This is a genomic window from Streptomyces sp. NPDC001220 (assembly GCF_053597895.1).
On record NZ_JBSFJE010000002.1, the window covers coordinates 692,078 to 705,127 of the forward strand.

12 protein-coding genes are annotated in these 13,050 nt (G+C 66.7%); 3 read left to right on the plus strand and 9 right to left on the minus strand.

What is annotated here, in order from left to right:
• Positions 1 to 13: 13 nt before the first annotated feature.
• Both ACWDGI_RS07695 and ACWDGI_RS07700 read right to left on the minus strand, forming a co-directional pair.
• Positions 14 to 883 carry a hypothetical protein gene (locus tag ACWDGI_RS07695; protein WP_450756355.1) on the minus strand — a complete coding sequence of 290 codons (870 nt, stop codon included), beginning with the start codon at positions 881 to 883 and terminating at the stop codon, positions 14 to 16.
• Between the two features lie 84 nt (positions 884 to 967).
• Entirely contained in the window at positions 968 to 1,438 is a 471-nt protein-coding gene (locus ACWDGI_RS07700) for an ATP-binding protein (RefSeq protein ID WP_450756357.1), read from the minus strand.
• Positions 1,439 to 1,664: 226 nt separating this feature from the next.
• Between ACWDGI_RS07700 and ACWDGI_RS07705 the strand changes: the two genes are divergently transcribed.
• Complete coding sequence (locus ACWDGI_RS07705) at positions 1,665 to 2,516, plus strand: helix-turn-helix domain-containing protein (protein ID WP_450756359.1); 852 nt, start codon at positions 1,665 to 1,667, stop codon at positions 2,514 to 2,516.
• Positions 2,517 to 2,523: 7 nt separating this feature from the next.
• On the plus strand, positions 2,524 to 2,733 hold the full coding sequence (locus ACWDGI_RS07710; protein ID WP_450756361.1) for a DUF397 domain-containing protein: 210 nt from the start codon (positions 2,524 to 2,526) through the stop codon (positions 2,731 to 2,733).
• 94 nt (positions 2,734 to 2,827) lie between these two features.
• On the opposite strand, the gene ACWDGI_RS07715 is transcribed toward ACWDGI_RS07710, so the two are convergent.
• The 7 genes from ACWDGI_RS07715 to ACWDGI_RS07745 form a co-directional block, all read right to left on the minus strand.
• Positions 2,828 to 3,292 carry a hypothetical protein gene (locus ACWDGI_RS07715; protein ID WP_450756525.1) on the minus strand — a complete coding sequence of 155 codons (465 nt, stop codon included), beginning with the start codon at positions 3,290 to 3,292 and terminating at the stop codon, positions 2,828 to 2,830.
• Positions 3,293 to 3,464: 172 nt separating this feature from the next.
• Positions 3,465 to 4,091 carry a hypothetical protein gene (locus ACWDGI_RS07720; protein WP_450756363.1) on the minus strand — a complete coding sequence of 209 codons (627 nt, stop codon included), beginning with the start codon at positions 4,089 to 4,091 and terminating at the stop codon, positions 3,465 to 3,467.
• 17 nt (positions 4,092 to 4,108) lie between these two features.
• Positions 4,109 to 4,723, minus strand: a complete 615-nt coding sequence (locus ACWDGI_RS07725) for a hypothetical protein (RefSeq protein WP_450756365.1) — start codon at positions 4,721 to 4,723, stop codon at positions 4,109 to 4,111.
• A 29-nt stretch (positions 4,724 to 4,752) separates the two neighbouring features.
• Entirely contained in the window at positions 4,753 to 5,400 is a 648-nt protein-coding gene (locus tag ACWDGI_RS07730) for a hypothetical protein (RefSeq protein ID WP_450756367.1), read from the minus strand.
• Positions 5,401 to 5,463: 63 nt separating this feature from the next.
• A complete protein-coding gene (locus ACWDGI_RS07735) occupies positions 5,464 to 6,123 on the minus strand; it encodes a hypothetical protein (protein WP_450756368.1) in 660 nt (219 codons plus the stop codon).
• 255 nt (positions 6,124 to 6,378) lie between these two features.
• A complete protein-coding gene (locus tag ACWDGI_RS07740; RefSeq protein ID WP_450756370.1) occupies positions 6,379 to 7,425 on the minus strand; it encodes a hypothetical protein in 1,047 nt (348 codons plus the stop codon).
• On the minus strand, positions 7,413 to 8,081 hold the full coding sequence (locus ACWDGI_RS07745) for a hypothetical protein (protein ID WP_351701374.1): 669 nt from the start codon (positions 8,079 to 8,081) through the stop codon (positions 7,413 to 7,415). Before ACWDGI_RS07745 ends, ACWDGI_RS07740 begins: the two co-directional genes overlap by 13 nt.
• 351 nt (positions 8,082 to 8,432) lie before the next feature.
• On the opposite strand from ACWDGI_RS07745, the gene ACWDGI_RS07750 reads away from it, so the two are divergent.
• Positions 8,433 to 13,043 (plus strand): RHS repeat-associated core domain-containing protein, encoded by a 4,611-nt coding sequence (locus tag ACWDGI_RS07750; RefSeq protein ID WP_450756372.1) that lies wholly within the window; start codon positions 8,433 to 8,435, stop codon positions 13,041 to 13,043.
• Positions 13,044 to 13,050: the final 7 nt, after the last annotated feature.

The window sequence follows — 13,050 nt, forward strand, 5'->3', positions numbered from 1 at the left end:
ACGGGGCGGTGCCTCAGCGGGAGGGGTAGGGAGGCTGCTGGGGCGGGGAGTACGGGCCGTAGGCGCCGGGAGCGTACGGGCCCGGGGCGGGCGGCTGCTGACCGTAACCGGCGGGGCCTGGCTGGGCGCCGTACGGGCCGTAGGGACCGGCCTGCTGCGGGTACGGCTGCGGGTGCGGGGGTTGCTGGTACGGCTGCTGGACCGGGGGCTGCTGGTACGGCTGCTGGACCGGGGCCTGCTGGTACGGGGCCGGCTGCATCGGCATCTGCGCAGGCATCGGCATCGGCATCGGTGTGCCCGGCGGCAGATACCGCACCCGGCCGTTCTCCCCCGTCACCGGCATGAACCCGGCGGCCTGGAGCCGCTGCGCGAACTTGGCGTTGCGCCCGCGCGTGACGAAGAACCCGAGCCCCATGACGGCCATGAGGATGACCCACACGACACCGGCGACGACGAAGGCGCCCGCACTCCCGCCGGCCCGCGCCGCGGCCAGCACCAGCCCGAGGGTGATACCGCCGGCCCCGAACAGCATCCGCTTCTCGGCGCTCTTGCCGGTGAGGTCGAACTGGATCCGGGCCTTGAGCAGTTCGACGGCGTCGGGGATGAGCGGCGGCAGCGAGACCCCGTCACCGGCGTTCGGGTACTGCGCCCAGTTCTGCGCGGCCCGCGCCCGGCCCTGCGGACTGTGGTCGGGGACGATCAGCATCTTGAGGACGTTGTTGCGGGAGCCGGTGTGCCGGGCGTCGGCGTACTCGTACCCGAACTGCTGGGCGATGAAGGCCAGTCGGGCGAGCTTCTTCACGGACGCCCAGGCGTTGGTGAGCTCGACGGGCTCGCCACCGGCCATCAACCCCAACATCTTCCGCACTTGCCGCGCGCTCACAGCATCCACTCCCCGTCGGCTGAGCCACTCTTTTCACTTCCGCAACCGGGAAAGTTTTCCATGCGGCAGGCCACGAGGGGACGGCTACCGAGCGGATTGACCGGAGCTTGACCTGTCCACCTCGAACCACAACAGCTTCCCGGCACCGCGGTCCAGCGGGCCGCCGTCCCCGATGGGCCAGCCGCCCCAGGAGTCGGCGTACTCCTGCACGAGGTGCAGCCCGCGCCCCTCTTCGGCATCCGCCGGAGCGAGCGGAACGCGGTCCCAGGGCGGCTCGCCGAAGGGAGCCGGGACGCGCGGATGACTGTCCCAGACACCGACCCGCAGCCGCCCGTCGGGCAGGGCGGTCAGCCGGAGGGAGGCGGGGCCGTTCGTGTGCCGGTAGGCGTTGCCGACCAGTTCGGACGTCAACGACTCCACGACGTCGAGGACTTCAAGCCTGCCGTGCCCGCTCAGCACCGCCCGTACGGTCATACGTGCGACGCGTGCCGCGCGGGGGTCGTGTGGCAGGCGGAGGGCGTACACCCAGGTGTCGGGCAGGGATACGGTTCCCACGGTGACCTCCAGCGAGAGAAGGGGAGGCGGATCGGGCTCAACGGCCACGCCGGGCGGTGGCTCTGCCGTGAGTGGTGCGCTTCCGGCTTATGGGCGGGGGGAGTTGAGCGGTATGCATTCACCGTAGGGCAAATGGTTAGATGCATCTAACTAAATCCACTGAAACCATCCACCCTTCACTCGTGTGAGGGAGCACAGGGCCGCGTCGCGGCCGGGAGGAGACCGCGTGCCGCCCACCGACAGCCCTACGCTCCGGCAGCGACGGCTGGGCGCTGAGCTGCGTAAATTGCGGGAGCGGGCCGGACTCACGGCCACGAGTGCAGGCAACCTCCTGGGCGTCAATCAGGCACGCGTCAGCATGATCGAAACTGGCCGCACCCCCATCAGTGCCGACCGGTTGCGATCCATGACACGCGCCTACGCCTGCCCTGACGAACAACTCGTGGACGCGCTGGCCTCAATGACGGGTCGGCGCACTCGCGGCTGGTGGGACAACTACCGCGACCACCTGCCAGTCGGCCTCGTCGACCTAGCCGAATTGGAGTACCACGCGGCCGCACTGCGTGTTGCCCTGGTGATCCACGTCCCCGCGCTGCTCCAGACGACCGACCATGCGCGGGCCCTCTTCAAGGAAGCCGTGCCGGCACTGAGGCAGTACGAGATCGAGCATCGGGTCAGCCACCGGATCAAGCGACAGGAAATCCTGCACCGGGAAAACCCTCCGCCCTACACGGCGGTGATCCACGAGTGCGCACTGCACATGGGGTACGGCGGGCCCACCGTCGTGCGCGCTCAGCTCAAGCACCTGCTGGAAATGGGCGAGTTGGAGCACGTGACCGTACGGGTCATCCCGTTCGGCAAGGGATCCTTCCCCGGCACCGGACAGTCCGTCGACTATCTGATGGGACCGGTGCCTCAGCTCGACACCGTTCAGTTGGACACCCACCACGGGTGTGACTTCCTGGATGCGGAGGCCCAGCTGGAAAAGTACCGACTCGTTCTCGACCGCATGGAGGAGAACGCTCTCGAACCGGCAGAGTCCCGTGACCTGATCCGCCGCATCACCAAGACCATCTGAGGGAACCGTGTCCGAACTCCACTGGCAGAAGTCCACTTACAGCCCCGACGCCTCGAACTGCGTCGAGATAGCCACCGCCCCCTCGGCCGTCCACATCCGAGACTCGAAAAACCCCGTGGGCCCTCATCTCACAGTCAGTGCCTCCGCCTGGGCACACTTCGTCTCCCGCGACCACGGACACCACCGTCTACCGAGCCGAACGCTCCCGACGCCGTGACGCGGTCCCGACGACGGTCATGAAGGCCCTGGCCAGGGTGCACGGCGAGGAGAACGTACGGCTGGTGGCGTGGTCCGACGAGTGACGGCCTTCGTCACGGCTGGCACTCGGCACTGCCGATCTGCGACGTGATCGTGCCGATCACCCAGACACCCTTCGCGTTCTTCTTGAGACCGGTCCGGTAACCGACGTAACTCTTCGCGGTGACCTCGGTCTTCCGGACCTTGCCGGTCGTGAGGTACTTGACGTAGGCCTTGCCCTGGTCCTCGCAGTAGCTGAAGGAGGCGGTACCGTCCTTCGCGACCGCGACATCGGGGTCGTAGAAGCGGTACGCGCCCGTGAGGCCGGCCTTGTGGTCCACGTAGTTCTGGATGAACTTCCGCGTCCCCGTGGCGGCTTCACCGTCGTAGTAATAGCGGTACGCCTCGTCGAGCGCGTCCTGGCGGACGATCGCGAGATCCACCGCCTTGATCGACTGCTCGCTGTCCGCCAGCACCGCGTCCTTGTCGGCGTCACCGGTCGCGGGCCAGTCGAAGCGGTACGACAGATCGGCCGGCATGTCGATCACCGGCCGACCGTCCGAGCCTGCCGAGACGGACGGGCTGGAAGCGGAGGGGCTGGTCGTCCCCGAACCGCCGGCGCCTGCCCCTCCCCGCCGGTTTCCGACTCCCCACCGCATCCGGCAAGAGCGAGCAACAGCACGCCTGCCAGACCGACACCTACCGCCCTCGTTACGGCTGGCACGCCTTGTCACCCCTGTTCGAGACGATGTCGGTGGTCTGCCAGACGCCGTCTGCGTTCTTGACGAGTGTGGTGTGGTAGAGCACGTAGGAGTTCGCAGTGGTCGGCGTTTCGTCGACCTTTCCGGTCGTCCTGTTCTTGATGAACGACTTGCTCTCGTCGGAGCAGTATGTGACGGATGCGTTCTTGGCGCCGGACAGTGTCACCTTCCGGTCGAAGAAGCGGGTCTCGCCGATCCAGGTGTCCTTTTTCTTCAGGTAACCATTGACGTACGTGATCGACCCGCCCAGCGCTTTCCCGGCGTTGTAGTACCCGAGCGCCTTCGTGCCTGTGCTCTGCTTGAAGATCGCCTCGTCAATGGAGTTGACGCTCAGGGCGCTGTCCGCGAGAACCGCGTCCTTGGTCGCGTCACCGGACTTCGTGTCCTCGAAGACGTTCTTGGCGGTGGCGGGAAAGGTGATCTCCGGGCGCCCGCCGCCGGTCGACGGCGCGGAAGTCGAGGACGCGGAAGTCGGCGACGCAGAGGCGGAGTTCGTCGCACCCGCGCCGCTGCTTTCACTCGCCTTCGCATCCCCCTCACCCCCACCGCATCCCGCCAGCAGGAGTACAACCACCACGGCACCGACAGCCCTCGTTACGGCTGGCACCGAGCTGCCCCCCTGACGGAAATGATCTGCGACGTCTGCCAGACACCGTCGGCGTTCTTGTCGAGCCGGGTGTTGTACGAGACGTAGCTGTTCTTGGTGACAGGCGTCTTGTTGACCTTTTTGGTCTTCTTGTCCCTGCTGAAGCCCCTGCTCTCGTCACCGCAGAAGGTGAGGATCGCTGACGTCTTGCTCGTGAGCGTCACCTTGCGGTCGTAGTACCGGGCAACGCCGGTGATCGTGACGTCGGCCTTCTTGAACTGGGCGACCCAGGACAGCGTGGCCTCAAGAGCCTTACCCGTGTTGTAGTAGGCGAGTCCCTCACCCTTGGGGTCAGTCCCGGTGATAGCGGCGTCCTCCGCCCGCGCCCTTTCCGCGCCGTCCGCGAGCACCGCGTCCTTCACGGGATCACCCGTCCGGGAAACCTCGAAGGTGAGGGTGAGATCAGCGGGCAGTTCGATCCTCGGACGGCCGGTCGTGGTCTCCGACACCGAAACGCTGGGCGAGACCGACGCCCCGGTCCTTGTGGCCGACGGCGAGGCCTTGTCCGCGGCTTCCGCTCCGCCGCCGTTCCCACCGCACCCGGCGAGAAGGGAGACGGCCATCAGCCCGACGGTGGCCTTCGTGACGGTGTTCAGGGCTGGCACTTGGCACTCCCCCTCTGCGACGAAAGCTTCTGCGCCACCCAGACTCCCTTGCCATTCTTGTGTAGTTGCGTGCTGTAGAGGACGTAGCTGTTCTTGGTGACAGCCGTCTTGTCGACCTTCTTGGTCTTCAGGTAGAGGTCGTAGGCCTTGCCCTGGTCCTCGCAGTACACGAGCGACGCCTTGTCCGGGGCGCTGACGTTCACCACCGGGTCGTAGTAGCGGTAGTGACCGGTCGTCCGTGCTTTCGCCGTCACATAGGCCTGGACGTAACGCTGGATCTGGGCAGCGGCCTCGCCCTCGAAGTAGAACCGGTAGGCGCTGTCCAGCGGATCCTGGTTCGCGATGGCGAGGTCGACCGCCTTGATGTTCTGCTCGCTGTCCGCCAGCACGGCGTCCTTGGCCGCGTCGCCCGTGCCGGGCCAGTCGAAGTTGTAGGTGAGGTCCCCGGGCGGTTCGACGGTCGGACGCCCCGACGCGGACGCCGACGGGCTCGGCGAGGCCGAGGTCTGTGTCGCCGTCGCCTTGTCGTCCGCCTGCGATCCGCCGCCACCGCTGTTCGCGCCGCACGCCGCCAGGAGGAGTACGGCTGTCAGGCCGACCACGGCTGTCGCGGGCAGACGGGAACGACGGTGCACGAGAGGCTCCTGGTCAGGCGACTGGGATGTGTCATGAGGTATCGCGCGCGCTCGGCTCATCGGCTAGCCGGTGCAGGCCTTGTCGCCGCGGTGGGAGGACAGGGCCGTGGTCTGCCACACGCCCGAACCGTTCTTCGCCAGACGCGTGTTGTACAGCAAGTACGGACTCTGGGCCGAGGGCGTCCGGTCGACCTTTCCGGTCTTGCGGTTCTTGTTGAAGCCCTTGCTCTCGTCCGAGCAGTAGAGGACCGTCGCCGTGGCCTCTCCGGACGACAGGGTGACCTGGGGCGCGTAGTAGCGGGTGGTGCCGGTGAAGGAGAGGCCGGCGTCCAGGTAGGCCTGGATCCAGGCGACGGCGCCGCTCAACGCCTTGTCCCGGTAGTAGAAGGACAGGCCCGGCGCGCCCGTGTCGCCGTGCAGGATCGCGTCGTTCGTCGCATCGATGCGCGCGGCGGTGTCGGTGAGGACGGCGTCCTTCGCGGCGTCACCGGTCTTCCAGTCGACGTACTCGTCCGTCACGTCCGACGGTAGCGTGACCTGCGGACGGCCGGTCGAAGAGGATGCCGACGCCGACGCGCTCGGCGAAACGGACGCCGATGCCCCCTCGTCTTCGCCTTTTTCGTTCGACTTGGAGCCCTGGCTCTCTCCGCCGCAGCCGGCCAGCAGCAGTGCGGCCGTCACCCCGGCGGCAGTTGTCGTGAGCAGGCGGGAACGGCGGGTCACGAGGGGCTCCTGGTGGGGCGGATGAGGTCAAAGAAAGCAGCGGACCACGGTAGCGGGACATGGTTGGCTACCGCAAAGGATTACCGGCCGGACCACGAGCGGCCTGCCCGTTCCTGAACAGGCCGCTTTCTTCCCGGACACGGCATTTGAGGCGGCGAATACGACATCCGGATCGACCCGGGCCGCACCGGCATGAGGTACACCCGAGCAAATCAGCACATCACTCAGGCATGACGACGCCCAGCGTCACGCCCCTCACCTGTTGACGGACTGGATCTCCTGCACGACGACATCCTGAGACCGGCCGAAGGTGCCGTCGGGCAGGTTGTGGGGGCCGCCGCCGTCGCTGCCGGTCCAGCTGATCTGCCAGGTGATCGTGGCCCTCAGCTGGTACGAGCCGTCGCCGGACGAGTGAAGGTACTTCACTCCACAGGGTGGCGTCCGGTCGGCGTCACCCGTGCTGTACTTCTCCCCCACCGTGCCGTTGTTGATCTCGCAGACACCCGACGCCGGGTAGGTGACCGCGTCGGACGTACCCGGGTCGATCTTGAGGGCGACGGGTTTGGCGGTCGTCGTCGCCCACATGCCCAGGACGTCGATGCGCGCGGTGACCGACACCGGCTTGAACGTCGCCCCGTCCAGCCAGGCCCACGTGGGGAGGTTGACCTTTGTCGTGTTCGCGGGCGCCAGACTCACGTCCTTGGAGGGCACGCGGATTTCGTTGTACGCCAGTTTGGCAAGAATCTCAGGTGTGACGGTGTTCGCGATGTTGGCCGGCGGGTCGTCGCCGGTAGCCACCCAGAAGTAGGGCTCATTGCATTTGTCCCAGCCGGGCGGGAAGGACTTGTTGACGTACGAGTCCCACCAGTAGCCCTTGCCGGTCTCGTCCTTGTTGAAGTCCTTGTAGGGGTGACCGTTGACGTACCGGTCGCGCTGAGTCGCGTCCCACGCGTCACCGGTCGAACCGGCCTCCCAGATCGGCTCCAGGTACGCCTGCAAATCCGCCGGGGAGTACTTCGGGGCGTACCAGCACGCCGGCGGGGTCCAGGACGTGATGGGAGCGACGGGGCCGGCGGAACTACCCGAGCCGTTCTTGGAAAGGTCGTACCGGATCACACCGACGGTCGAGGAGAGCTTGCCGTCCGGGGACGAGTTGCCAGACTCATTCGAACCCGAACCGGTGCCGACCGCTCCGCCCGTCGGCGCACCTTGGGAAGCCTGGGCCGAAGGAGCAAGAGTGAGACAGATCGATCCCACAGCGAGGAGGGCAACACCGCGAGCTAGTCCGTTCAGGGCTGGCACTTGGCTGCCCCCCGAGTAGAAGCGATCTTCACGAGCTCCCAGACCCCCTTGTCGTTCTTCTCAACCTGAGCGCCGTAAGCGACGTAGCTGTTCTTGTCGACCTTCGTCTGCTCGACCACTCCGGTCTTGATGACCTTGGTGTAGCCCTTGCTCTCGTCCCCGCAATACGTCAGCGAGGCCTTGCTCTTGGACTCGACGCTGACCTGACGGTCGACATAACGAACCGTTCCCGTCACGGTCCAGCCGGCCTTCTTGAACGACTGCACCCAGTCCTGGGCCGCCACGGCGCCCTCGCCCTCCGTGTAGTACTCCAGAGCGGGGAGCCGGGGGTTCTGGGCGACGATGGCGGCGTTGATGGCACGGACGAACTCGGCGTTGTCCTTCAGAATCGCGTCCTTCACCGCATCACCCGTGCTGTCCGGGCTGAACGTCAGCTTCACGTCCGACGGAAGCGTGATCTTCGGACGGTCGGCCGAAGTGGACGCCGACGCGCTCGGCGAAGCCGAAGTCGAAGCCGAAGCCCCCGTGTCCGCCCCCGCGATCTTGCCGTTCGAGTCGGACTTGTCTCCGTCGCCTCCGCCGCAGCCGGCGAGCAGGAGCGCGGCCGTCACACCGGCGGTGGCTGTCGTGAGCAGGCGGCGGGAACGGCGGGTCACGGTGGGCTCCTGGTGGGGCGGTTGGGGTCTGCGAAGCAGCGAATACGGTATCGGGGTCAATCCGGAACGCACCAGAGTGATTTGCCACGCCCCTGTCGCACGAAACCCGCATAGCAGATCATAGTCAGACAACTCAACGCCCTCACCGCAGCTTTGGTGCCGTCCCGTGACATCGCGACGCCCCTCAGTTGATCCACGCAAAGGACTGTTGACCGGGTCAGGCAGCCCGGAGGTGGCGTCGGTTCCCGCGTGCCGATCACGGACCACCCTTCACCTCAAACCGGCCTGGCCTGTAACTTCACGTGTGCACAGGTTTGTTGATGGGGCGTACGCGACGGGGGTTGCGCGGTTATGGCGGGGTATCGGCCGGCGGACTGGCATCCACTCGACCTCGACCGGGACCCGACCCCGGGCGACCCGCAACGCGTACGCACCCTCGCCACCCAGCTGCACGACTTCGCCGACGACGTCTCCGACGCTCTGCGTCTGGTCAAGGGCATGGCCGGCGAGGAGACCCTGCTGCAGTGGGCCGGCAAGTCCGCCGACGTCTTCAAGGAGCAGTTCAAGGACGTCCCGAAGAACCTGAAGAAGCTGAAGAAGTCGTACGAGATGTGCGGCGACGCGCTCGCGGACTACTGGCCGAAGCTGGAGCGGGCGCAGGCCCTGGCGGACAAGGCTCTCGCCAAGGCGAAGGAAGCCCAGAGCGACCTCTCCTCCGCCAAGTCCCGGCTGTCCTCCGCTGATTCGTGGGTGACCCGGGCCGGCAAGGAAGCCGACAAGTACAAGGACGATCCCACCGGCAGCAAGTCCACGGCGGACAAGCCGGACGAGGCAAAGGTGCGGGCCGCCACCAGGGACGTGCAGAGCGCCAAGTCCGCGCATACGAAGGCGCAGTCGGACGTCACCACCGCGCAGAACGCCCTCGATGCCGCGAAGAAGATGGCCGAGGACGCCCGGAAGATGCGCGACGACGCGGCGGGTGAGGCGAAGCGGAAGATCGACGAGGCCTCGGACGCGGGGATCCCGAACCGGCACTGGTGGCAGGACGTCGGCCACTGGTTCGAGGACAACTGGGACACCATCGTCACCGTCTGCAAGGTCGTCGTCGCGGTCGTCGGCATCATCGCGCTGATCATCGGCGGCCCCATCCTCGGTGCGATCGTCCTCGTGGCCGCGCTCGTCGTGCTCGCGGACACGCTCTACAAATACTCCAAAGGGCAGGCGTCCCTGTGGGATGTCGCGTTCGCAGCCTTGGACTGCATACCCGGCGGCAAGGGCATCACCAGTCTCGGCAAACTCGCCAAGGGCCTCAAGGAGATGAAGAACCTCCGCGGCGGCATGAAGGCCATGGGCCTCGCCGTCCGCGGGCTGGGGAAGAACGCACGGGGCATGCTGGCCGACGGCGCGGAGGGCGCGTTCAACCGGCTCAAGAGCGTGGTGCGTTCCAAGGGCAGCGACCCGGTCGACATGGCTACCGGCGCCATGTACCTCCCGCAGACCGACATCGAACTGCCCGGCCTGCTGCCGCTGGCCTTCACCCGCCGCGTCGCCTCCGACTACCGCTGCGGTTGGTGGTTCGGCCCGACCTGGGCCTCCACCCTCGACCAGCGTCTGGAGACCGACGAACACGGCATCGTCCACATCACCGAAGACGGCCTGCTCCTCGCCTACCCTCACCCCACCGCACCCCACACCCCGGTCCTGCCCGAGGCCGGCCCCCGTCGTTTCCTGACCCGACTCGACGACGGCGGTTATCGCATCACCGACCCCCTCACCGGCCACACCCACCACTTCACCCGCCCCACCGCCGACGGCACCGCGCTCCTCACCCGCATCACCGACCGCAACCGGCACTCCCTGACCTTCGACCACGACGAGCACGGCACCCCGCTCGCCATCCGCCACTCCGGCGGCTACCACCTGCGCATCACCACCGACGAGGGCCGCGTCACCGCGCTCACCCTGGTCGGCGCCGCCGACTACGGCTCGGATGTCGTCATCAAGCGCTACGGCTACACGGACGGCAACCTCACCGAGACAGTCAACTCCTCCGGCCTGCCCCTGCGCTTCACCTACGACGACCGGCTGCGCGTCACCTCCTGGACCGACACCAACAACAGCCGCTACGCCTACACCTACGACGACCACGACCGCTGCGTCGCCGAGGGCGGCGAAGCCGGCCACATCGCCATCACCCTGGACTACGACGGCACCGCCCCCGCCTGGCCCGGCACCCGCATCACCACCCTCACCACCGCCCAGGGCGCCACCACCCGCTTCGTCGTCAACAGCAACAGCCAGGTCATCGCCGAGATCGACCCCCTCGGCAACACCACCCACACCAGTTACGACCGGAACCACCACGTCCTGGCCAAGACGGACGCACTCGGTCAGACCACCCGGTTCACCAACAACCCGTACGGTCAGCCCACCAACATCACGCGTCCAGACGACCGAGAAATCCAAGTGGCGTACGACGACTTCTGTCTGCCCACCCTGGTCGTCGGTCCTGACGGGGGTATCCACCGCTGGAGCTACGACGATCGCGGCAATCGCATCGTCGCAAACAACTCTGCTGGAATGGTCACTCGCTTTTCCCACGACGACTCGGGCCGGCTCACATCGGTCACCGACGGCCTCGGCCACATCACGACGGTCGTGTGTGACCGCGCAGGCCTCCCTGTGGAGATCAGTGACCCGTCGGCCGGCACAACCCGTTACGACCGGGACCCCTTCGGCCGACCTGTCACCCTCACAGACACCACGGGTGCCGTCACCCGTCTGAGGTGGAGCGTCGAAGGACGGCTGGTCCGTCGCACGGCACCGGACGGCGTCACGGAGTCATGGACCTACGACGGCGAGGACAACTGCGTCAGCCACGTCGACCCCATGGGCGCGACCTCTCACTTCGAGTACACCCACTTCGACCTGCTGGCCGCTCGCACCGGCCCGGACGGGGCTCGCTACGAGTTCGTCCACGACGCACAACTGCGCCTCACCGAGGTCGCCGGCCCGCAAGGCCTGAAGTGGACATATGAGTACGACGCGGCAGGCCGGCTCGTCTCCGAAACGGACTTCGACGACCGCGTCCTCACATTCGCGTACGACGCGGCAAGTCGTCTTGTGTCTCGTACGAACGCTCTCGGTCAGACGATCAGGTTCGAGCGCAACGCACTGGGCCAGGTCATACGGAAGGACGCGGCAGGTCAGGTAACCACGTACGGCTATGACGAGGCCGACCGGTTGACCCAGGCGAGCGGCCCCACGACAGCGCTCAGCCTTGTGCGTGACGATTTCGGCCATGTGCTTTCGGAGACCGTCTCCGGCCGCACAGTGCGGTACGAGTACGACTCGCTCGGACGTCGTACCGCTCGCACGACTCCGAGCGGCGCCCGAAGCAGCTGGACGTACGACGGGTCGGGAAACCGCACCGGCATGGTGTCGTCGGGCCGGTCGATCGACTTCGCGTACGACACGGCCGGCCGCGAACTGACCCGCGCCGTCAACGGTGCCTTGACCCTGGAACAGGGCTACGACCCCGCGGGGCGTCTGACGAACCAGACGCTGACGGATGTGCAGGGCAGCCTCATCCAGCATCGGACATATCGGTACCGTGCCGACGGCAACGTCATCGGCATCGACGACCGTCTGGCCGGAACCCGTAGCTTCGAGCTGGATGCGGCAGGCCGCGTGACGGCGGTGCAGGCCGAGGGCTGGACGGAGCGGTACGTCTACGACGAGATGGGCAACCAGACCACCGCCGAATGGCCGACGGCTCACGAAGGTCCGGGGGCCGTCGGCGACCGCGAGTACACAGGCACCCGCATTGTCCGCGCGGGACACGTTCGCTACGAGCATGACGCTCTCGGCCGTGTCGTCCTGCGTCAGCAATCGCGCCTGTCCCGCAAGCCGGAGACCTGGCGTTACGCATGGAATGCCGAGGACCGCCTTACTTCTGTCATCACTCCGGACGGCACACGCTGGCGTTATGAATACGACCCGCTGGGCCGTCGCGTGGCCAAACTCCGTCTGGCCGACACCGGCGAGGAGATCGTCGAGCGCGTCGACTTCACCTGGGACGGCACCGTTCTGTGCGAACAGACGACGGTGGCTGTCGGTCTCCCCAACCGCACCACTCTCACCTGGGATCACCAGAACCGGCGCCCCATCGCGCAGACGGAACGCATCACCGCGGACGAGATGTCTCGGGAAGAGATCGACTCCCGCTTCTTCGCCATCGTCACGGACCTGGTCGGCACGCCGACCGAACTCGTCGACGAACAGGGCCGGATCGCCTGGCGTTCCCGCAGCACGGTCTGGGGAAACAGCGCCCGGTCCGAGAGCGGTTCGGCGTATACCCCGCTCCGCTTCCCCGGGCAGTACCACGACCCGGAAACGGCCCTTCACTACAACTACTTTCGCCATTACGATCCGGAAACAGCCAGGTATCTCACAGCGGACCCGCTGGGGCTCACCCCGGCTCCGAACCCGATGGCGTACGTTCACAACCCCCTTACGTGGACAGACGCGCTCGGACTCGCACCGGACTACCCGCTGGGAGAGAAAGGGAACCCCTTCGGCAGCAGAGCGGACGCCGAGAAATCCGCGTTCGAAGTTGCCGGAGTGCCGCACGGGACCACTCCGGACGCGGAATGGGTGGTCATGGGCGACAAGAATTACAAGAACATGCCGGGATACGTGTACTCCAAGGATCCGACACACTGGGGAAATTTCCGCCAGTTCGAGATGGAGAACGGGTCGCGTGTCATCGTGGAACACACCCATGACCCGGCCGGCCCTCACTTCCACGCAGGCGCCCCCAAGGGGCAGACCCCAGAAGAGCAGAGCCGGAACCTCGTCAACTTCGGCTGGGACAATACCCAGGAAGGGTACGGCACCATGGAGCGGTACCGGGCGTTGGACAAGCCTGGCGGAGACCATCACTTCTTCTACCAGCAATGAGTTTCAG